Annotated in this window: 19 protein-coding genes; 1 reads left to right on the forward strand and 18 read right to left on the reverse strand. The window is 37.7% G+C overall.

Annotated features, from left to right (window positions below; translation table 11 throughout):
- Window positions 1-164: 164 nt before the first annotated feature.
- From rny to BV60_RS0110605, 6 genes are all read right to left on the reverse strand, one after another.
- Window positions 165-1,718 carry a ribonuclease Y gene (rny, locus tag BV60_RS0110580; RefSeq protein ID WP_029321608.1) on the reverse strand — a complete coding sequence of 518 codons (1,554 nt, stop codon included), beginning with the start codon at window positions 1,716-1,718 and terminating at the stop codon, window positions 165-167.
- Window positions 1,719-1,820: 102 nt separating this feature from the next.
- On the reverse strand, window positions 1,821-2,444 hold the full coding sequence (locus tag BV60_RS0110585; protein WP_029321610.1) for a regulatory protein RecX: 624 nt from the start codon (window positions 2,442-2,444) through the stop codon (window positions 1,821-1,823).
- Between the two features lie 5 nt (window positions 2,445-2,449).
- Complete coding sequence (gene recA, locus BV60_RS0110590; RefSeq protein ID WP_029321612.1) at window positions 2,450-3,520, reverse strand: recombinase RecA; 1,071 nt, start codon at window positions 3,518-3,520, stop codon at window positions 2,450-2,452.
- Between the two features lie 211 nt (window positions 3,521-3,731).
- Window positions 3,732-4,142, reverse strand: a complete 411-nt coding sequence (locus tag BV60_RS0110595; protein ID WP_029321614.1) for a hypothetical protein — start codon at window positions 4,140-4,142, stop codon at window positions 3,732-3,734.
- A gap of 92 nt (window positions 4,143-4,234) precedes the next feature.
- The gene (locus BV60_RS0110600) at window positions 4,235-4,996 is read right to left on the reverse strand and encodes an RNA polymerase sigma factor region1.1 domain-containing protein (protein WP_029321616.1); all 762 of its coding nucleotides are present in this window, start codon (window positions 4,994-4,996) and stop codon (window positions 4,235-4,237) included.
- 21 nt (window positions 4,997-5,017) lie between these two features.
- Window positions 5,018-5,893: a hypothetical protein gene (locus BV60_RS0110605; RefSeq protein ID WP_029321618.1), complete on the reverse strand. Its 876-nt coding sequence runs from the start codon at window positions 5,891-5,893 to the stop codon at window positions 5,018-5,020.
- Window positions 5,894-6,216: 323 nt separating this feature from the next.
- Here BV60_RS0110605 and BV60_RS0110610 point away from each other — a divergent pair, with 323 nt between their 5' ends.
- The gene (locus BV60_RS0110610) at window positions 6,217-10,488 is read left to right on the forward strand and encodes a 2-hydroxyacyl-CoA dehydratase (RefSeq protein ID WP_029321620.1); all 4,272 of its coding nucleotides are present in this window, start codon (window positions 6,217-6,219) and stop codon (window positions 10,486-10,488) included.
- Window positions 10,489-10,544: 56 nt separating this feature from the next.
- On the opposite strand, the gene BV60_RS0110615 is transcribed toward BV60_RS0110610, so the two are convergent.
- From BV60_RS0110615 to hypF, 12 genes are all read right to left on the reverse strand, one after another.
- Window positions 10,545-11,078: a DUF308 domain-containing protein gene (locus tag BV60_RS0110615; protein ID WP_029321623.1), complete on the reverse strand. Its 534-nt coding sequence runs from the start codon at window positions 11,076-11,078 to the stop codon at window positions 10,545-10,547.
- Between the two features lie 66 nt (window positions 11,079-11,144).
- Window positions 11,145-12,242 carry a DUF6765 family protein gene (locus BV60_RS0110620; RefSeq protein WP_029321626.1) on the reverse strand — a complete coding sequence of 366 codons (1,098 nt, stop codon included), beginning with the start codon at window positions 12,240-12,242 and terminating at the stop codon, window positions 11,145-11,147.
- A 1-nt stretch (window position 12,243) separates the two neighbouring features.
- The gene (locus tag BV60_RS0110625; protein WP_029321628.1) at window positions 12,244-12,741 is read right to left on the reverse strand and encodes a hypothetical protein; all 498 of its coding nucleotides are present in this window, start codon (window positions 12,739-12,741) and stop codon (window positions 12,244-12,246) included.
- 158 nt (window positions 12,742-12,899) lie between these two features.
- On the reverse strand, window positions 12,900-13,376 hold the full coding sequence (locus BV60_RS0110630; protein ID WP_029321630.1) for a hypothetical protein: 477 nt from the start codon (window positions 13,374-13,376) through the stop codon (window positions 12,900-12,902).
- Between the two features lie 136 nt (window positions 13,377-13,512).
- Entirely contained in the window at window positions 13,513-14,481 is a 969-nt protein-coding gene (metA, locus tag BV60_RS0110635) for a homoserine O-acetyltransferase MetA (RefSeq protein WP_029321632.1), read from the reverse strand.
- A 59-nt stretch (window positions 14,482-14,540) separates the two neighbouring features.
- The gene (gene ligA / locus BV60_RS0110640) at window positions 14,541-16,565 is read right to left on the reverse strand and encodes an NAD-dependent DNA ligase LigA (protein ID WP_029321633.1); all 2,025 of its coding nucleotides are present in this window, start codon (window positions 16,563-16,565) and stop codon (window positions 14,541-14,543) included.
- A 42-nt stretch (window positions 16,566-16,607) separates the two neighbouring features.
- A complete protein-coding gene (locus tag BV60_RS0110645) occupies window positions 16,608-17,339 on the reverse strand; it encodes a pseudouridine synthase (protein WP_029321635.1) in 732 nt (243 codons plus the stop codon).
- Between the two features lie 107 nt (window positions 17,340-17,446).
- The gene (locus tag BV60_RS0110650; protein WP_029321636.1) at window positions 17,447-18,289 is read right to left on the reverse strand and encodes an adaptor protein MecA; all 843 of its coding nucleotides are present in this window, start codon (window positions 18,287-18,289) and stop codon (window positions 17,447-17,449) included.
- A 100-nt stretch (window positions 18,290-18,389) separates the two neighbouring features.
- Entirely contained in the window at window positions 18,390-19,385 is a 996-nt protein-coding gene (gene hypE / locus BV60_RS0110655; RefSeq protein WP_029321638.1) for a hydrogenase expression/formation protein HypE, read from the reverse strand.
- A 30-nt stretch (window positions 19,386-19,415) separates the two neighbouring features.
- Window positions 19,416-20,462, reverse strand: coding sequence for a hydrogenase formation protein HypD (hypD, locus tag BV60_RS0110660; protein ID WP_029321640.1), 1,047 nt, complete (start codon window positions 20,460-20,462; stop codon window positions 19,416-19,418).
- A gap of 10 nt (window positions 20,463-20,472) precedes the next feature.
- Window positions 20,473-20,685: a HypC/HybG/HupF family hydrogenase formation chaperone gene (locus BV60_RS0110665; RefSeq protein ID WP_029321642.1), complete on the reverse strand. Its 213-nt coding sequence runs from the start codon at window positions 20,683-20,685 to the stop codon at window positions 20,473-20,475.
- A gap of 4 nt (window positions 20,686-20,689) precedes the next feature.
- Window positions 20,690-23,011 carry a carbamoyltransferase HypF gene (gene hypF, locus BV60_RS0110670; protein WP_029321643.1) on the reverse strand — a complete coding sequence of 774 codons (2,322 nt, stop codon included), beginning with the start codon at window positions 23,009-23,011 and terminating at the stop codon, window positions 20,690-20,692.
- Between the last annotated feature and the right edge of the window lie 3 nt (window positions 23,012-23,014).

A 23,014-nucleotide genomic window follows, 5' to 3' on the forward strand; every position in this document is an offset into this window, starting at 1 on the left:
AACATACCCTCCTATTCTAAAAAAAAGAATATTTTTATTTGATTATTGCAGATAAGCTGATGGTTTGCAACTTAATAGTCAATTACACATTGAAAACAAACATTTTAACGTGAAAAGACCGATGTGCAATCACACATCGGTCTTATATTCATCTTCGCTGCAAATTATTTTGCATAATCAGTTGCTCTGCTTTCACGAATGATATTAACTTTAATCTGTCCGGGATATTCCATCTCGTTCTCTATCTTCTTAGCAATATCTCTAGCCATTAATACCATATCGGAATCACTTACCTGTTCAGGAACAACCATTACCCTGACTTCTCTTCCGGCCTGAATAGCAAAGGAATGATCAACCCCTTTAAAGCTGTTGGTTATCTCCTCGAGTTCTTTCAGTCGGCTGGTATAGGTCTCAAGAGTTTCTCTTCTTGCACCCGGCCTTGCAGCTGAAATTGTATCAGCGGCCTGAACTATAACAGCTATCAGTGACTGAGGTTCTACATCACCATGATGTGCCTCAACTGCATTGATGACGGTTGCAGATTCTTTGTACTTCTTACAAATATCAACGCCAAGAGAAATATGTGATCCTTCCATTTCATGATCAACGGCTTTACCGATATCATGTAAAAGACCGGCTCTCTTAGCTATACGAACATCAAGTTCAAGCTCTGAAGCCATAAGTCCACAAAGCTGTGATACTTCAACAGAATGCTTAAGTGCATTCTGACCATAACTTGTACGGAAACGCATACGGCCAAGAAGTTTGATGATTTCGGGATGAAGTCCGTGAACACCAGCTTCAAGTGCAGCATTCTCTCCTTCTTCCTTAATCTTATTAGCAACTTCTTTTTGTGCTTTCTCAACCATTTCTTCAATTCTGGCCGGATGAATACGTCCATCCACAATCAGCTTCTCAAGTGCGATACGGGCAACTTCTCTTCTGATGGGATCAAAACCTGAAATAACAACTGCCTCCGGTGTATCGTCAATAATAAGATCAACACCTGTCATTGTTTCAAGAGTTCTGATGTTTCTACCCTCACGTCCGATTATTCGTCCCTTCATTTCATCATTAGGAAGCTGAACTACTGAAATAGTAGTTTCTGAAACATGGTCTGCAGCACATCTCTGAATAGCGTTGACTACAATTTCCTTAGCACGTTTATCTGCTTCTTCCTTAGCTTCCGCTTCCATGTTTTTAATCATGACTGCGGATTCATGCTTTACGTCATCTTCAACAATTTTCAAAAGATACTCTTTTGCTTGCTCGGAGGTTAAGCCTGAGATTTTCTCAAGTTCCTGTCTTCTCTGCTCATCAAGCTTCGCAACCTCTTGCGTCTTTTTGTTTAATGCATCTTCCCGTGCATTTAAACCGGCTTCTTTCTTCTCAATTGCTTCTGATCTCTTTTCGACATTCTCTTCTTTCTGCTGAACTCTACGTTCTGAACGTTGAACCTCTGCTCTCCTATCCCTCACTTCTTTTTCAAGTTCATTTCTTGCTTTAAGTGATTCTTCTTTAATCTCGAGGAGTTTTTCGCGCTTCGATTCATCGGCAGCTCTTACAGCATCGTCGATGATTTTTCTTGCCCTTTCTTCAGCGCTACCGATTTTACTTTCATTCTCAGCGTCAATTTTCTTTTGACGCGAATTCATAACAAAAGCGGTTACTGCTACTGAAACGACAAGAGTTGCTACTGCTACAATAATTGTAGGCATACAGGAGCACCTCCTTATTCAATTTTCATTGTACGATATTTTGTATAAAATGATTTTAACAATCTATATTTCATACAATATAACAACATATTAAGTTTACGCTCAGATGCCGCTTGTGTCAAGAGATAACGCTTTTGTAATGACTTCATTTCCGAAGCCTTTTCTGTATAAAAAAGCCATCAGTTTTTGCTTTTCCTCATATGTGATCGTATCAGGATCATAATGTTTCTTACGAAGCAGACTTACACATATATCCAGTTCCGGGTTATTTTTTTCCTCCCGATAAGCGTTTTCTATAATTCTGTCTATTATATCCGTTCTTATTCCTTTTTGCATAAGATCCTGACGAATTCTGTTTCTACTCCTTGATTCCATATGATATCTTGTATAGTCCTCTGCAAAACGTTCATCATCAATATATCTGTATGATTTCAAATACTCTATGGTATCATCAATTATAGGCTCGGGATAAAACCCTTCCTTTAATTTCTCTCTAAGCTTGTACTCAGTATAATCACGTTTCTGTAATAAATTCATAGCTCGTATCTTAGCTCTTTTAGGAATAACAATATTACATATTTCATCAAAAACAGGCGAAGAAATCTCTTCGCCCGTACATAATTTAAAATTTTTAATTTCACCTCTGTATAGGATAAAAGCGAATTCACCGTCAATAAAAATTTTTGATCTTTTATTATCCAACGGTATAATATTCGAAACAATCATATACATTAAGCCTCTTCATTTTTTGATGCCTTTGCTTTTTTGCCGGTAACAGGTGTTTCTTCGGCGTTTTCGCTGCTGTCTCCATCAAGTCCGTAATGTGCTCTAACCTTTGCAGCAATCTCTTCAAGAATTTCAGGATGTTCGCTAAGATAATTTTTGGCATTCTCACGGCCCTGTCCTATCTTATCGCTTCCATACTGATACCATGCGCCACTCTTATTAACAATATCGACAGCTGCTGCAAGATCCAGTACATCTCCTGTATATGAGATTCCTTTGCCATACATAATATCAAATTCTGCTTCTTTAAAAGGTGGAGCAATCTTATTTTTTACAATTTTAACTCTTGTTCTGTTACCGATTGATTCACCGCCCTGCTTTAATGTTTCTATTCTTCTGACATCCATACGAACCGAAGAATAAAACTTCAGCGCACGTCCACCGGTTGTTGTTTCGGGGTTACCAAACATAACTCCAACCTTCTCACGAAGCTGATTTATAAAGATTACAGTGCAATTTGACTTACTAATAACAGCTGTGAGTTTACGAAGGGCCTGAGACATAAGTCTTGCCTGAAGTCCAACATGTGAATCTCCCATATCTCCATCAATTTCTGCCTTGGGAACAAGAGCTGCAACAGAGTCAACAACGACTATATCTATAGCACCGGAACGAACCATTGTCTCGCATATCTCAAGTGCCTGCTCACCTGAATCCGGTTGTGAAATATAAAGGTTATCTACATCTACTCCTATATTTTTAGCGTATACAGGATCCAGAGCATGCTCCGCATCAATAAAGCCTGCAATACCGCCTCTCTTCTGTACTTCTGCAATCATATGAAGTGTGACTGTAGTTTTTCCACTTGATTCAGGTCCGTAAATCTCAACAATACGTCCCTTAGGTATTCCACCAAGTCCAAGTGCTATATCAAGACTGAGTGAGCCGGTCGGTGTAGTTTCAACACTCATCTGTGCTGACGGATCACCCAATTTCATAACGGCACCCTTACCAAACTGCTTCTCAATCTGACCGAGTGCTGCTTCCAATGCTTTCTGTTTATCTTCTCTTTCCATACTGTTCTTCTCCTTTTTTGTTCAGAACAAGCGTTCTGAATTGATAATAAAACAAATGTTCGCTAATGTCAATAAAAACTGTCCCAAAATTACAACAAATAATAATAAAATGGAAATATAGGCGAAACGCCAGAATTAAGACTTCTGTATATTACACATTAGAAAGCAAAAAGTCAACCCTGTTTTAACAAAACAGGGTTGCAACAGATTATTATAAAGAAAAAGCCAATAAGGCAAGCTTGGATATTATCAGCTCTCTGACAATCAATCCCCGACTCTCTTTTTCCTCTGGAGAAATTGCTGACAGCTGTTCAATCGTGTAAACCTTTTCCCGATAATGATCTGCAGAGCCCTTTTTCAACTGGCTAATTCTGATCTTTGCTTTTAGCTGTTTATATACTCGCCATTCAAAGTCTTCTTCACTCAGATGATACAGGTGACTTTCCAAAGTGGTATTAGCGTCTATATCCTTAGCAATATAGCGTTCAACAATAGTCTTAAACTTAAAGGGTGCCATTTCGTCAGCGAGGATTTCCTTGTAGCTTAGTCTAGCCCCAAGGTAATACCTTGATACATCCTGCATCGTGTATTTGAAATCATCTTCGTTAACTATGTTATACAAGCGTCTGTCCCCTTTTGTTTCGCTCTGAGAATATCATATCAGATGTGGTGTACTATAACTTTCCCTCATTTTAGAGTTTCTTAAATATTTGATCATTCTTTTTCAGGCTTATAATCTATATCTTCTATCTGGTTACCGCAAGCCTTAATAGCCTCAAGTATTTTAGATACTTCCCACCCGGTTTCTTCGGCAAGTTCTTCAACCGTGCAGCTTCTTCTTAATTCATCCGCAAGTTCTTTTGCTTTATCTGCCACTTTCTGCACAAGTACAACCGCTTTCTGGGCTCTTGCAGTTTCTGCAGCATCATCTTCTATAAGGCTTTCCATGGCATCCATAACTCTCTGCGCAAGATAAGCTTCACACTCCTTATGATCTTCTAGAGACGAAAGATTCGAAACAGCTTTCATGAGCGCAATATTCCCTTCGCCAATCAAATCCTCTATAAGAACACCTTGCTCTGCATAAAGCTTTGCTACATCAGTTACCATCAAAAGGCTCTGTTCTACCAGTCTCTTTTGTGCATCAGTCTCTCCTGCCATGGCAGATATGATCAAAGCTTCCTTTTCACCATCTGAAACCTTTTCAAGCAATTCCAATTCTTCAAGATAATTTTCAAGGTACCCCGCTTCTTCTTTTGTAAGATATGCAGAAGCATCTATCACTTCTCCGATACCTATATTATGTTTTTTCAAATAATCGTAAATAAGTTCATACTGTGCATCGCTAAGTTCAAGTTCCTCAAAGCAATCCCTTATTTCTTCCTCTGTGACGGTACCACCTTGTCTTCTGGCATGTTTTGTAAGATCACCGAGTCTTTTTGCAAATTCCTGCTCTTTATTATCAAGATTAGACATATAATTTCTCTCCGGATTTATTTATTTAACATGTGTGTGTGTAAAAAGATGCTCCTGGCAATATTCGTAATTACCGTTACATTTTGAGCAAAAGCGAAACTCGAGATTTGGATTGTCCATTTCAGATTTTCCGCAAACCGCACATTTATGTCTGGTAATTCCGGGAGGTGTCATCTTTACCGAACGTTTAAAATCATTTCTCCTCTTAACTTCCTTTGGACGAAGATGCATAAGACGTCCGTTTGAAAACCAGAAGATTGCAAAAGTCAGGAGTGATGCAGAAATTGCAAAGAAAAGATAAATATTTCCGCTAATCGCTGCAGAAACCGCTTCAAATGCAAGCCATACACCATAAACAATCCCCAGCCACTTCATCTTCAAGGGAATAATGAACATAAACAATACGACATTATCCGGAAAAGTTGCAGCAAAGGCCAAAAGTATTGACATGTTTATATAGTAAGTACTGAATACATAGGATACAGTCTGCATCAGCATAGAAATCTCAGCATTACCGAAAGTCTGTCCGTACTTTACCATAACATAAGCATATGACAGGAAAGAAGCTATGATCATCAAAAGGAGCCCTGTAAAGATATACATATTGTACTTATACTCTCCCCAGACTCTTTCCATTGTCGTGCCAATAGAATAATAAAAATATAGCATTATCAATACAAAGAACAAATTACTTTCAGTCGGCGGAATAAGTATCCAGGTAATAAGTCTCCAAACCTGGCCATGTATAATAGCATAGGGATTAAGCGTCAGATAATTAAGAATGCCCGAGCCCACAGGTGCAAATCTCAGGATGTAGCCAATTATATAGCAGATAATAAGAACTATTGTTAAATTCTTTATTGCATATTTTCCAAATTTCTTTTCAAAATTGCTCATGTGCCTCCTCTATAAACGGTAGTTTATATCTGATTAAAAATTTTCTGATGTCTTTTTTGCAGCCTCGTACACAATGTGAACGATAAAATAAAACTCTCATTTTCAGAAACCACATTATTGATATCAGTTTCCAATCTAAGCGTTTTTTATCTGCATTTCATCACATTCTTAATGAGTTTATCACATTTTATGGGCTTTTGCATCGATATTTACATATTTGATTTTTAAAGCTCCTTAGATTATAATGTAGCGTAATGCGCTTAAAAAAAGTGCATTTAATAAGTAATAACAGTTTACTTTTCAATTTTCAGAGGTTTTATTTTATGATTTCAAAGGACTACACACTAGGCATTGATATAGGTTCAACTACAGTAAAAATTGCGCTTATGGACTCTGACAGAAATATTGTCTTTTCCGATTACAGACGCCATTTTGCAAATATTCAGGAGACACTTCTTTCGCTTCTTCAAGATGCTGCAAAAATAAGCGGAAATGTTACACTTCATCCTGTTATAACCGGTTCAGGCGGACTTACACTTGCAAGTCATCTTGAAGTACCTTTTGTTCAGGAAGTCATAGCCGTATCCACTGCTCTTAAAGCTCTTGCTCCCAAAACTGATGTTGCAATTGAACTTGGCGGTGAAGACGCAAAGATCATCTACTTTGAAGGTGGCAATGTTGAGCAACGTATGAATGGTATCTGTGCCGGTGGTACAGGTTCATTTATTGACCAAATGGCTTCTCTTCTTCAGACAGATGCCTCTGGATTAAATGAATATGCAAAAAATTATAATTCTTTATATACAATAGCTGCACGTTGCGGCGTTTTCGCAAAATCCGATATCCAGCCTCTTATAAACGAAGGCGCCACAAAAGAGGATCTTGCTGCTTCTATTTTCCAGGCAGTTGTTAATCAGACTATAAGTGGCCTTGCCTGCGGTAAACCTATCCGCGGACATATAGCATTCCTTGGTGGTCCTCTTCACTTTCTTTCAGAGCTTAAGGTTGCTTTTATCCGTACTTTGAAGCTGGATGACGAGCATATAATTGATGCTGATAATTCACACCTTTTTGCAGCTATTGGTTCAGCAATGAATGCCAATGAAGAATGCCACTATTCCATGGTTGATATGATTGGAAAGCTTTCACATAAAATAACCATGGCTGCAGAGGTTTCAAGACTCGAGCCTCTTTTTGACTCAGAGGATGAATACGAAAAATTTCTTGACCGCCAGAATAATTACCGGGTAAAAACAGCAAAACTGGACAATTACAAAGGTAACGCATTTCTCGGAATTGATGCAGGTTCTACAACTACAAAATGCGCTCTTGTTTCAGAAGACGGAGACCTGCTCTACTCTTTCTATTCAAGCAACAACGGAAGCCCTCTCAAAACAGCTATAAGCTCCATTCAGGAGATTTATAAACTGATGCCTGAAGGTGTTACTATTGCAAGATCATGTTCTACCGGTTATGGAGAGGCTCTGCTTAAATCCGCTCTAATGCTTGATGACGGAGAGGTTGAAACTATCGCTCATTATAATGCTGCTTCTTTCTTTGACCCCGAAGTAGATTGTATTCTCGATATAGGCGGTCAGGATATGAAGTGCATTCATATTAAGAATGATACTGTTGACAGCGTTCAGCTTAATGAAGCTTGCTCTTCCGGTTGTGGTAGTTTTATAGAAACCTTTGCAAAATCCCTTAATTACAGTGTTCAGGACTTCGCTAAAATCGCTCTGTTTGCTGAAGCACCGATTGACCTTGGAACACGCTGTACTGTGTTTATGAATTCACGAGTAAAACAGGCACAGAAGGAAGGAGCATCTGTTGCTGATATTTCTGCAGGTCTGGCTTACTCTGTAATAAAAAATGCATTATTTAAAGTAATAAAAGTATCCGATGCCAAAGAACTTGGTGAGCATATTGTTGTTCAGGGTGGTACTTTCTATAATGACGCCGTACTCAAAGCATTTGAAAAAATCTCAGGTGCCCAGGTTACACGTCCTGATATAGCAGGCATAATGGGTGCTTTCGGAGCTGCACTTATAGCCAGAAACAGATTTCATGAGAAAAACAGCTCCAAGACAACCATGCTTACAATTGACCAGATTAATAAGCTTGAATACTCAACAAGTATGACAACCTGTCAGGGATGTACTAACCATTGTCGTCTTACCATAAACAAATTTACGGGTGGACGTCAGCATATTTCAGGCAACCGCTGTGAACGAGGGATTGGTAAGGTAAAGAATGCCGCAGGGATACCCAATCTATTTGAGTATAAGTACAAGAGAATATTTGATTATAAGCCTTTAACTGAGGTTGAAGCCAGTCGTGGAACTGTTGGAATTCCGAGAGTTCTGAATTTTTATGAGAACTATCCATTTTGGTTTACGTTCTTCACAAACCTTGGTTATCGTGTTGTGCTTTCACCAAGATCAACTCATCAGATATACGAGCTGGGTATAGAATCCATTCCCAGTGAGTCAGAATGCTACCCTGCAAAGATTTCTCATGGTCATGTAGAGTGGCTTATCAGAAATAATGTTGATTTTATCTTCTATCCCGGTCTTTTCTATGAAAGAGATGAGGTAGAAGGTGCGACTAACCACTACAATTGTCCTATTGTTACTTCCTACTCAGAAAACATAAAGAATAACGTAGAAGCAATCACTGAAGGCAAGATTAAATTCAGAAATCCTTTTATGTCTTTCTCAAGCCTTAAGACTGCTACTGATGCACTTGTTAAGGAATTTTCCGAAATACCTGCAAAAGAGATTATTGCTGCAGCACAAAAAGGTTGGGATGAAATGGCGAAAGCCCGTGATGATATCCGTAAAAAGGGTGAAGAAACCTTAAAATGGATGAAGGATAACAACAAGCATGGTATTGTTGTTGCAGGACGCCCATATCATGTCGATCCCGAAATAAACCATGGCATACCTGATATGATCTGCTCTTATGGTGTCGCAGTACTTACAGAGGATTCCATTTCACACCTTGGAACCCCTGAGAGGCCGCTTATCGTTTCAGATCAGTGGATGTATCATTCACGACTCTATGCAGCTGCAAGCTTTGTTCGTACCAGAAATGATCTTGATCTTATCCAGCTCAATTCCTTTGGATGTGGTCTTGATGCTGTTACAACCGATCAGGTTAATGATATACTTTCAGGTTCCGGAAAAATATACACTTGCCTAAAGATAGATGAAGTAAATAACCTTGGTAGTGCCAGAATTCGTGTCCGCTCTTTGCTCGCTGCTATCCGCGTCCGTAAACAGAAAGAAAATCATGAGCGTACCATTAACTCAACTGCTATCAATAGACGTCTTTTTACAGAGGATATGAGAGAAAATTATACAATACTTGTTCCTCAGATGTCTCCTATCCACTTCGATATTCTGGAGCCCGCTTTATCTGCATGCGGCTACAATATCGTAGTTATGCAGAATGATAACAAGCATGCGATTGACATGGGACTTAAGTATGTAAATAATGACGCCTGCTATCCTTCACTTTGGGTTGTAGGTCAGATTATGGACGAATTACATTCAGGTAAATATGACCTTAACAAGACCGCTGTCCTTATGAGTCAGACAGGTGGGGGTTGCAGAGCTACAAACTATGTTGGCTTTATAAGAAGAGCTCTTAGGAAAGCCGGTATGGAACAGGTACCTGTAGTTTCGGTGAACTTAAGTAAGCTTGAGCACAATCCCGGCTTCCATATCAATTTTGAGATGCTTGAAAGAGCGGCTTATGCTGCAGTATTCGGTGATGTCTTTATGAGATGTGTATACCGTATGAGACCTTATGAAAAGACTCCCGGATCAGTTGAAGCTGTTCATACTAAATGGAAAAAGAAATGTATAGAATTTGTTTCCGCAAAACATCTCAGCTTTACAAAATTCCAGCATATGTGTAAGGAAATTGTTGAAGATTTTGATAAAATTGAGATTACGGATACTGTTAAACCACGTGTTGGTATAGTTGGTGAAATACTTGTTAAATTTGCACCGGCTGCCAACAACCATTTGGTAGATCTTCTTGAAGCAGAGGGTGCTGAAGCAGTTGTTCCGGATCTGTTGGATTTCATGCTCTACTGTTTCTATAACCAGGTTTATAAAGCCGATCAGCTTGGAACAAGCAAAAAAAACAAGGCTTTTTGTAAAGCAGGCATATGGGCCTTGGAAAAGCTTCGCGGCGGAGCATCAAAAGCGTTTGAAAACAGCGTTCATTTTGAAGCCCCCACCAGCATCTACAAGCTTGTTGACTATGCTAAGCCTATTGTTTCTATCGGTAACCAGACCGGTGAAGGATGGTTCCTCACAGGCGAGATGGTTGAGCTTATAAAAGAAGGTGCATCAAATATCGTGTGCACGCAGCCTTTTGGTTGCCTTCCAAATCACGTTGTTGGTAAGGGAGTTATAAAACAGATGAGAAAGCTTTATCCCGGTTGTAATATTGTTGCTATTGATTATGATCCGGGTGCCAGTGAAGTTAACCAGCTGAACAGAATCAAGCTTATGCTCTCTACCGCTCATAAAAAAGCGCATGAGGAAACTGCATTAGAATCTGAAAAAGCAATTTCATAAACAAGAAAAAAAATAAAACAGGGTAGAAAAAAATAATTTGTTTTCTACCCTGTTTTTTATTGTATATATACCATGGTTGTTTTTCTAAATGCAGAAATAAGACGTAATATTCCCGAATAAATTATTCCGACACTATAGATAATAACTGCAGTATCCTGTTCCTTAATAAATATGAAGCAGAACAATGCTATAAGTATATTTATTATTCCATGCATAAATTTCAGTTTCCATGAACTGGTGCCGTATGTTCTTGCTTCGTTAGCTCTTAACAGTTCTACAAGACCACTAAATGCATGAATTGTTGCAAGATACATGATTATGTAAAATGTTGGTATATCAGTTATCGCTCCAGTAAGGAGGCCAAAATCAATTGATATAATGCCTTTATAAAGAACCATCTTTCCACCGACCATAAATTGAGCCATGAAAAAATAATATAAAAGCTCACTAACACCGGATATCATCAAAGCCAGAGCCATAATCGCAAGAACAACAGGATATGCTTCTTTTGAATCCATAATCATCATTATCGCATATACGATCATTATTATACTGAAAATAATATTCCTTATTCTTTGAAATTTTGACATCATTAACCTCATCTATTAACCAATATTTTTATCTGACTCATAATGGTCCATTGTCAGTGCAGCGGGCTAATCTACAGTTATCTCTTTTGAAAATCCCGCTATATGATTTTTTGATTTAAAAATCTCATTTGTTACCATACTCTTCTGTGCAATTGCTGCGTCAAGAAATCTTCCGATAAAGGTTTTTGTCTTTGAATAATTAACAACATATTCATGCTGATATTTACCCAGGTCAAAATCACAGATACTTTGACCTGACAGCTCTTCACCAAAGGCTTTCCAATCATTTGATGCTATTAGTTGTCTTTTTCTTATGATGCCTTCTATTCGTTCTCTATATTCCTTAATTGCCTCCATATCATATGTATCTTTTTCAAAAGAATCCACTTCCCCTCTGAGATATTTCATTGCGTATATCATCTGAGTAAATGCTTTTAAATAATCATTAGGATTATCTTTGGTAATTTCTTTATAGTCATCCCACGCTGGAATATATCTGTATTTGATAAAGGAATAATCCGGAAGATGTCCTGCTCTTCCATGCCCCAGGTTCATAACCGAGTTTTCACTGTTTTGGAAAAGACTATTTGTGTAAATATTTTCTTCAAGATTATCAGGTGCTGAGGGATTATGTCTAAACCTGATTGGCCTCTCCTGCTCTTTCCCGTCAATCATTACCACTTCTCTAAAATCCCATGTAGTATTATTTATTACCAAAGACGGTGTTCCTGCAAAATAACTATGTGCCCAGGTATCAGCGAGCACATGCATCGCAAGTCCTACTGCCTGAAGTGATTTACCCTTAGCAATCTCAACAGTCTTTATTACAAGATCACTGTTTGGCCTACAGATAAGCCTGTATTTATCCATGTAAATTTTAGGTCTCCACTTCTTTACCGCATATAGATCATATGGTAAAAAGTGAAAAGATGCCCATATTCTGGTTATATCCTGGAGCCCCAGAATATCGGTTCTGACATCCATCATTTCGAGCTGTAGTTGAGTAGTAGCATAAGCTAATGGAGCATGAATTTTATCCAGAAATGTTTTTGAACATAAATCCACTAATTGAGCACTGTAGCATACGTCCAGACTTTCCTCATGCGTATATCCTGCAAGAAAAGCAGCGCAATATGTAGCGTAATAATGAAAATCTTCCTGCATCTTAGTTTTCGTACTCCTTTAGTTTACTCAGTTTTTTTATTTTAATATATGAATAAAGCATATCAATAATTATATAGAAAAATGTAAAATCAACCATTAACGTAATAATAACAGTATCATCCCATTCCATACTTTCTGGTGAGCATAAATAATTGGAAACACTTATCAGATTTATAATAAAAAGGACAATTGCCCAAATCAAAAATCGTGTATTTTCAGTTTTTCTTCTGGCATAATATACAGCACAAGCACCTATATAGACATGTAAAAGGAGAACAAGCGTATACACTATAAAAACAATAACCAATACAACATTTACAAGTGTATCTGAATTACCAATATTGATTATTGCAACTATATCTTCCATATTTGTCTGTCCCATTATCATATTTATCAAATATTTAAGTACAGACCATATTCCAAACACGATTACTCCAAGCCCATTTATTTCAAGATTATTATAATATTTTCGAATCTGTGCTTTTGTTTCTTCAGACATTTTGTATACTCCACTAATCAATTGTTATATTTTGCTGATTATAAGTATACACCCTTACCGGCATGGTCAGTGCTATATTGCAGGATCAGCATCCCAATAAAAACTAAAGAGCTGCCATCATTATATGTGGCAGCCCCTGATAAAAGTAAAATATCAAACTATTTAGATTTCTCATTTAGTTTATCTATATCATCCTGTAATCTTTCCATCGCAAATTCATTAGACCTGAGAGCAAGATGTGCTTTCAAGGAGCGGTTATGAATATCATTTCTCTTCTTGTAATAATCCAAAAGATCTTCATCATCAATTTTCAGATATCCATCTGCAATTGCACCGGGAAGAACAAATTTCTTAACTACATCAGAAAACTCAACCTCAATATATTTCCCATCCTGCTTTGTAATATTTCCGGCACCAAATTTTTCATGAGTGATTTTTAAATTTATGGCGTCTTTAACACCGAGAGCTTTTTCTTCAGAATCAAGGGCCTCTATTTCCTTTTCCAGGTTCCCGTGTTCTTCCTTTAGATCTTCCATACGTTTAGCATGCTCTTCAAGAAGCTCCTTTGTTCTCTTAGTTCTGGTCTTAGGAGCGGTTTTTACTTCTTTCTCTTCCTCTTCAAGATCTAAACCCATTGCATACCCCTTTTCCGCAGAAATCTGTTCTGCTAAGACTATTATCTACGATATATTACATTTTATCTTATTTTTTTTAGTTTGCGGTGAATGTTACTTTTTTTTCATAAAACTTTTATGTTTTTATATATTCTTTTCAATTATCTTCAGTAGTAAGCTCGCTCTGAGCTTTGAGTTTCCTATCTTTATCAAGTATTTGTCCCCACTTGTAAGGAGTTGCCTGATATACATAATAGTCAAGCCAGTTAGAGTACAAATTATTACAATGAGATCTCCATGTAAGTCTTGGCGTATTATCAGGGTCATCCTCAGGATAATAGTTTTCAGGCACATGAATAGGTAAGTCTTTACTAAGATCTCTAATATATTCATTGTGAAGAGTCAATCTGTCATATTCAGCATGTCCCATAACAAAAATGTTTTTACCGTCCTTGGACATGCAAAGAAAAACTCCTGCCACATTTGATTCAGCTAAAACCACAAGATCCTTACAACTATGTATTTCATTAGAAGGTGATTCCGTATGTCTTGAATGAGGCATAAGAAATACATCATCAAACCCTCTTACAAGAGGAACCTTCCTGTTTTCAACTCTATGCTCAAAAAGGCCAAAAAGTTTTTCCGGAAGCTGCCTTTTTTGTATTCCGTAATGATAATAGAGTCCGGCCTGAGCTCCCCAGCAGATATGGAAAGTTGAAGTAACATTTGTCTTTGACCACTCAAAAATCTCGCATAATTCCGGCCAATAATCAACTTCCTCAAATTCCATCTGCTCTACCGGTGCACCAGTTATGATAAGGCCATCATATGTATTGTTCTTAAGTTCCTCAAACGTATGATAAAACCTGTTTAAATGATTAGGTGATGTATTAAGTGATTTATGACTACTTACTCGCATAAAAGAAACATCAATCTGAAGTGGTGTATTTGATAAGGATCTCAAAAGCTGCAATTCAGTATCTTCTTTAAGCGGCATAAGGTTCAAAATACAAATATTAAGAGAACGAATATCCTGATGCATAGCGCGGTTTTCATCAACTACAAAGATATTTTCTTTTTCAAGTATTTCCCGCACTGGGAGATCATTCATAATTTTAATGGGCATGATTTTCTCCTCCTGACCCTTTATAATAATATTTTCTTAATTCATCAAAGCATTTTTATTCACTCTATCATCTGTAAAAATTCCGCTTCATTCACAATCTTTATTCCCAATTCCTGAGCCTTTATAAGCTTACTTCCGGCAGCTTCCCCTGCAAGAACCATTGTAGTTTTTTTTGAAACACTTCCGGCAGCCTTACCGCCGTTTTTGGTAATAAGTGCTTCTGCTTCCTTTCTTCCGAGAGTAGGAAGTGTTCCGGTAACAACAATTGTCATACCTGCTAGTTTATCGGATGCCTCTTCATCCTCTGAGACAATCATGTTAACGCCTGATTCCTTCATTCTTAGAATGAGATTTCTATTTTCGTCGCTATGAAAAAACTCATAAAGATCATTGGCAGTTGTTTCACCTATATCCGGCATAGACAAAAATCCATCGACAGTAACATTAAATAAATCCATTATATTTGTTACATGTTTCATTATTTCTCTGGCAGTTGCTTTTCCCACATTCCTTATAGCAAGACCGGTAAGTAGCATAACCGGATCATTTTCCTTGGATTTCTCAATCTCTCCAAGAAGCTTATCTGTATTTTTTTCTTTTCCTATAATACCTTTTTCAATCATCTCATCTCGATGATTTTTAAGGTCATATATATCAGCGTAACTATTTAAATAACCTTCTTTAGTAAGTGCTTCAATCAGCGTATCCCCAAGTCCCATTATATTCATGGCATCCCTTGAAGTGAAATAAGCAATCGTTCTTGTAACCTGTGCCGGACATGTCGGATTAACACATCTTATATCTGCTGTATCCTCTTCTCGTTCAAGCTTATGTCCGCATACAGGACAGTATTCAGGTGCAACATAAACCTCCTGCGGTTCTTCCACACAACCATTCAGTTTCGGAATAATCTCACCGGACTTAAACAGTTTATATGCTCCACCTATACCTATTTTCATATCTCTTATGTAATCCTGATTATGAAGAGTAGCTCTTGAAACTGAAGTTCCGCAAAGTCTTGCGGCTTTTCCGGTTTCTTTATCATGAAAGCTTCCTGTAAATGTTAATTTTCCGGTCCTTCCGACATCTACAAGTATCTCATCCATTATTACAATTCTCTCCTCAGGTGGATACTTATATGCTATATGTCCACTGGAATATTTACTTCCCGCAGGAAAATCATCTCTCCACAAAGTATGATCAACCTTAACTACTGCACCATCAAGATCATAATCGAGATTAAAACGTTCATCTCCTATAGCATCTATTGCTTCAAGTACTTCCTCTGATGTTCTGCATTTTCTGTGTTTTACAACTTGTATGCCTAGTTTTTCAAGTTCATCCAATGCTTCACAATGACTTTGCATTAATATTTCCGGCCCATCCTGTACATTGAAAACAAACATCCTGAGGCCTCGTTCCTTAGTAATATTACTGTCCAGCTGTCTAAGTGTCCCCGCAGCAAGATTCCTGGGATTTGCAGCGATTTTTCTACCGAGCTTTTCCTGTTGTTCATTGTATCTGTTAAAATCATCGTGAGACATATAAACTTCTCCACGTAATTCCAGGTACGATGCGTCATACTTTATTTCTTTTTTTACATCAGGAATCACCATTGCATTGATTGTTACATCTTCACCTATTCTACCGTCACCACGTGTCTCCGCCATTGTCAGACGCATATATCCGGGTTTGTCGGGATCAGCTTCATATCTCAGTGTCATACTGAGTCCATCAATCTTATGCTCAACAGAAAATAACGCTTCAGGATGTTTTCCGTGTACTTTACTTACAAAAGCTCTTACCTCATCCCTGTCAAATACATCCTCTATGGAAAGCATAGGTACATTATGAGTAACCTTAACTCCGGCTTCTCTCTTTGTAGTGCCACCAATTATCTGTGAAGGCGAGTTTTTAGTTATGAGTTCCGGATTCTCTGCTTCAAGTCTTTTTAACTCTTTCATCATCATGTCATATTCAAAATCAGATATCTCCGGAGAATCCTGATTATAATAACGATCCATATGATAGCGTATTTTGTCCGCAAGTTCATTATATGTTTTTTGTATTTCTCTTGTAGCCATTTTCCCTACCTTCACCAGTAAAAATATTATTATAAAGTCTGCTTAATCAGATAAGCCTGCATTCTTGTATAAATTTTCGAGTTCTTGTCCCTCTAGTATTCTGTATTCAGAATACTTAAGATTTCCAAGCTTAACGTTAAGTATCCTGATTCTTTTCAATTTTAATACATCATATCCAAATGCTTTACACATTCTCCTTATCTGTCTGTTCAACCCCTGAGTAAGAATAATTTTAAAGCTATTATCATCAATTTTCTTAACCTTACATGGTCTTGTAGTTCTATCAAGGTCTTTCAGATAAACCCCTTTTTCCATTCCCTTCAAAAATTCATCACTGATTTTTTTATCTACTATGACTTCATACTCTTTTTCATGACCATTTTTTGATTTCATCATAGCCTCTATTAGATTTCCATCATCTGTGAGTATCATAAGACCTTCAGAATCCTTATCGAGTCGTCCTGCATAAGTTACTCGTTTTCCAAAATTAATATCCTCAATAATAGTCCTCTTTGCATGTTCATCCTTCTCGGTGCACACAACACCTACAGGCTTATTATAAGCAATTACGGTCTTTTCCTTTGCGGTATCTATAACTTTTCCATCAAAACAGATTATATCTTTTTCGGATACCTTAATTCCCATTTTGGCAATCTCACCATTAACTGTAATTCTTCCGTCCTGAATAATTTTATCAGCTTCTCTTCGAGAACAGATTCCACACATGGCTATATATTTATTTAATCTTATTTCTTCGCTATTACCTTCTGTCAAACCCTATTCCTCATATCTTTGTATATATAAAACGGAACGTCCTTCATACGAAGTCGTCCCGTTTTGTATATCATAAAAACTAAAATGCAGTCGCTTCTCCTATAGAATTATAAACTGCGAAGTCTCTCTATTGCATTCTTTTTAAGAACCGTATCGAAACTCTCATCCATATGACAGATTATATTTTCCCTTGTAGTAACAAACTTGCCAAATTCATAACAAATTGAAAATACCGAAGCAAATACTTTTGCATTCTCGTTCTTTTTGTTAAATACTATGTAATAAGCATTAGCAGCATTACTTCTGTAAAGTGTACTCTCCATTGAAATCTGCTCAGGTATCTGCTTGCTTAATGTAATGGCAGTCCTTAAATCAGATAATTCAAAAACAAAGGTCGTGAAGCCAAGCTTATCAATATCATGTTCTTCTGTATCCTTTGGTTGTTCCTCAGCAATTCTTGATCTTCTGTCTGTGCTTTTCTTCTGAACCGGAATACTATCATCTGCCAAATCCCCGTTATCGGAATTAACCTTTTCAACCATATTCTTTACTGAATTGGTGAAATCCTTAAGACTATGAAGATACTCACTAAGTTTAGGAATTCTGTCCTCTTCAGGTACATCTCCCAGTTCCTCAAGAAAATTCTTAGGGAATCTAAGTCCTGCCTTCTCAGTAAGGTTCTTAAGCATATCTGCAAAGGCCCCTTCGGTATTCTCTGAAAGAGTAAGTGAAATTGAATGATCCGGAAGAACTGTAATCTGCATTGGTGTAAATGCACCCTGTGGCTTATAATCAACTTCAGTTGCAGCCTTCTCCATTACATCGTGAAGGAAGTCCATAGCTTCCTTACTCTTATCAAAAAGATCCTCCAGCTTTAAGCCCTGCTCATCCATATCATCTTCTGTAATTATGCAATTAATGGTATCCTTATTAACTCTTGTAAATTTCATAAAATCATAACTCCACATTACGTTAAAGCTTGTAACGTATAAAAAACAACCTACAACATATAGTGCATTATATCACAGTAAAGCCTATTTGCAAAAAAAATCAGCATATTCTCGGAAGTCCCTCTCCGTAAAGAGGTCCGATAAGTCTTTCGCCTCCAATAGCGGTATGAAGAACTACACCATTATTATCGGTTTTTTTTACTTCTCCTATAATAGCTGCTTTATCTCCATACTTTGATTTTTTAATAATATTCAAAGCCTTTTCAGCATCCTGTCCGTCTACTACGCAGATCATTTTGCCTTCATTACCCATATATATCGGGTCAAGCCCCAGCATTTTACAAAAATCCTTTACCTCACAGCTTACAGGAATCTTGTCATGGTAAAGATGTATCTCACATTTAGAAGCTCCAGCAAATTCGTGAAGGACCGTTCCAAGCCCACCTCTTGTAACGTCACGCATGGCATGGACTTTTATCTGTTCATTAATAAGGCCTCCCACCATTTCAACTAATGGTGCATTATCTGATTCAATGCTATTCTTTATGTTCATTCTTCCGGATAAAATCGCAGCATGATGATCTCCAAGATTTCCTGAAACAATTATTACATCGCCATCCTGACAGCCTGCCGGAGATAACGCTATTCCTTCAGGCATAAATCCGACTCCTGAAGTATTAATCATTATTCCGCCAATATCTCCACGTTTTTCCACAACCTTAGTATCACCGGTAATTATATCCACACCGGCCTCTTTTGCAGTAGCTGCCATGGATTCTATAATCTTATCAAGATCATCCAAATCCATCCCTTCTTCTAAAATACAGCCACAAGTAATATATTTCGGAGTTGCGCCACTCATAAGCAGGTCGTTTACTGTTCCGCAAACAGACAACCTTCCTATATCACCGCCGGGGAAAAAATACGGTGTTACAACAAAACTATCTGTAGTAACCGCCAATCTTTTGCTTCCGGGAACAACAGCGGAATCTTCCATTCTGTCCAGATATTCATTTTTAAAATGTTTTGCAAAAATATTTTCAATAAGCTCTGAGGTGGATGCACCTCCACTTCCATGCGCCATCGTAATTTTCATTTTTTTGTTAAACTCCAGGTTATATTTTGATTATCTCTTTCTTCGGCCGGATACAAAGTAATTATAGCAACTGCCTTCAGTGGAAACCATGCAGGCCCCATGCGCATCTTCCGGAGTACATTTTTTCCCGAATAAGGGGCACTCATCCGGAGATATTTCACCGGTAAGAACTCTTGCACAGCTGCATCCGGGTGGCATATGGTCCTCATCAAGACCATAACTACCTGCATCATACTCAAGGTACTCTTTTTTTAATCTCATACCCGAGCCTGGAATCAATCCCATTCCTCTCCATGATGCATCACAAGGCTCAAAATACTTATCAACTGCTTTTCTTGCCTCTTCATTACCATTTTCCGTTACAACACTTTTGTATAGGTTTTTTATTCCGGAATGCCCCTTCATTTTCATAAGGGCATATACAGCAGTAAGAAGTCCTGCTCCTTCAAAACCTGCTACAACAAACGGTAGTCCTGTTTCTTCGGAGAGCTTTTCGAAAAGTTTAGAACCGGTAATTACCGAAACATGGCCCGGTGCAAGAAATCCATCTATATTGGTTGTATTTTTACATACCCATCTTATAACCTCAGGCATGGTTTTCAGTGAGGTCAAAAGCTTTAAATTATGGATATCCTGCCTTATAGTCTCTTCAAGTACCATCGAATAAACCGGCGTAGTAGTCTCAAATCCGATAGCTGCAAAAACATAATTTATTTCCGGGTTTCTTTTTGCCATCTTAATAGCATCCATGGGAGAATATAGCATTTCAACGCTTCCTCCATGCGCTCTGGCATCCGAAAGACTCATATTTGATCCTTTAACTCTGATAAGATCCCCAAAGGTGAGCACTGTAGTGCTGTCAGTTAACGATAATTCACAAAGTCTGTCTATGACAGCTGTAACCGTTACACATACCGGACATCCCGGTCCTGAAATCAAATGTATTTTTGGAGATAAAAGGTTAGGGATACCGTTTTCCGATATAGCAGCTGTATGTGTGCCGCATACTTCCATAAACCTAAGGTCTTCTCCATCGTATTTTTTTATTGTTTCTTTTATCAGTTCAAATTTATCCATAATAAAGTCTTTACAGATCCTCTATTTCCCGGAACAATTCCTCTATTTCATCTGCTTCTGCATCACTCATTGTCTGAATAATGCATCCTGCATGAACAAGAACCCTGTCTCCTATTTTAATCTTTACAAGTCCTGCTTCAGCTTCAACAGTATTCCCTGAAAAATCAACTGTTGCTTTAGTTCCATTGATTTCTGTAACGCGACCCGGTAAAGCAACGCACATATTTCTACCTCTCTTGCAATAAATCAGCCAGATATATCTGACCTGTACTTATACCACCGTCATTTGACGGCAAAATGCTGTTATAGTATACCACAAAATCTGAATTACAAAGTAGCTTCTCGCACATAGAGAGAAGTAATCTGTTTGCAAAAACACCACCGGAAAGGCATACCGTATTCAATCCATATTTCTTTCTTATCTCTATACAGATATTTTTTACTGTTTCTGCGATTTCGCAGTGAAATGAATATGCTATAAGTCCTATATCAGCACTGTTTCTCAACTTCAAAAGAGTTGCCAGCAACTCTCCTACATTAATTTCAAGACTATCCTCAATAGTGACTGTATCTTTTAAAATATTATAGGCATCATGATCCTCGCAATATTCCTCTGCAGAATTTTGGAGTTTTATTGCACACTCTCCTTCATAGGAATTATAGTTGCAAATTCTTAAAATACAGCTTACAGCATCAAATAACCTGCCCATACCGGCATTTGAAAAAGCATTTATATTATTCTGAATAGCAGCTTTTATTAAATACAAATCATCTGGTTTAAGAATATCTCCCGGCACCTCAAGTCCGTATTCATTCATATAGCAAGCTGCAGCAATAGCAGCATTTTTCATTCCTTCATCCTGCCCAACAATCCTAACAGGCTTCAAATGTGCAACTCTCTCAAAGCTTCCGCCTTTGCAAACAAGAAATTCACTTCCCCATATGGTCATATCGAGACCATAACCGGTTCCGTCAAACGCAATGCCTATACATTCCTTTAATCCATATTCAGCCATAACGGAACCTATATGTGCATGATGATGCTGAATTTGCATTAAGGAAGCATCTCTAATTTTATTTACAAAGTTCCTTGCAAGTTCAGAAGAATAGTATCCGGGGTGCATATCACTTATTACTACTCTTTTTTGGTAATTCAAGCTGCTAATTTTGAAAATATGTTCAAACTCATCCAGTTCTTTTTTTTGTAATTTCAGTATTCCATAGCTTTCCATGTCTCCTAAGAACTGACTTGGAATTATACTGTCACCATAACCTATAGCAAATGTATTCTTTAAATCTGCACCAAATGATTGATAAAGAACCTTATCTTCAAGCTGCGCACTCAAAAAAATCGGCAGAGGCACATACCCTCTGGCTCTTCTTATAAATCGTGGTATTTCTTTACCATCAATACTTTTTACTATCTGAATAACAGAATCATCAAGTGGTCTTAAAATATCTCTGTCATAATAAAGTATTCCGTCAATTCTGCCGTTGAATTCTGACAGAAATTCCTTATCAGATGTAATCATAGGCTCACCTGAATTGTTGCCACTGGTAGCAATTATAGCACCCAGTTTTTCAGTAAGAAGACTATGAACACCTGTTGCAGGTAAAAAAGCACCTATTTGCTTTGAGAAACCGCATACGTTTTCCGCAAAAGCAATGTGGTTGTTTTTCTTTTTATCAAGAAGTACTATAGGTCTTGCAGAAGATGTCAGATATGATTCCTCCATTGGTGAAAGATTACATATCTTTCGAATATCTTCAACTGAATTAAACATAACCGCAAACGGTTTTTGTTCTCTTCCCTTTATTTCCCTAAGCCTTTTTACAGTATTGTAATTCTTGGGGTCTGCAACAAGCTGATACCCTCCAACACCTTTTAGTCCTACTATTCCGCCATTCCTTATGATTTCTATTGCCCTATTTACAGGATCTTCTGAATCCTTATTGTTATCAAAACTAATATATTTCATTTGGGGACCGCAATAATGGCACGAAATTGTCTGAGCATGTCTGCGTCTACCAATCCTATATTCTTTCGAACATTCCGGGCACATCAAGAAAACGTCCATTGACGTCGTCTCTCTGTCATAGGGAAGCTGCTTTAATATGCTAAATCTTGGGCCACATGAAGCACAGCTGATAAGAGGATATCTGTATCTTCTGTCCTTAAAGTTAAACAGTTCTGATTTACATTCGGTGCATATACCGATGTCGGGCGGAAAAACCGGTAGATATGAATTATCAGTATCTTCACTACTCTCAACAATACGAAAACCGGAAAAGTCACTTGGACCTTCCGGTTCGTTTTCCTCTTGATATTCTAAAGAAATTTTTATAACAATGCTTCCGGATGGTGCTGATGTCTTTAATTTATCAGCAAATATTCTGATATCTTTAACATCACCATCCACTATAATCTCTACAATACCACCAAGATTTTTCACTTCTCCATTAAGCTTATATTTAGTTGCTAGCTCTGCTACAAAAGGCCTGTATCCAATTCCCTGAACAGCACCCGTAACGCGGATAAGTGCTCTCATTTT

The organism is Butyrivibrio sp. AE3004 (assembly GCF_000703165.1).
In the GTDB taxonomy this organism is placed as follows: Bacteria; Bacillota; Clostridia; order Lachnospirales; family Lachnospiraceae; genus Butyrivibrio.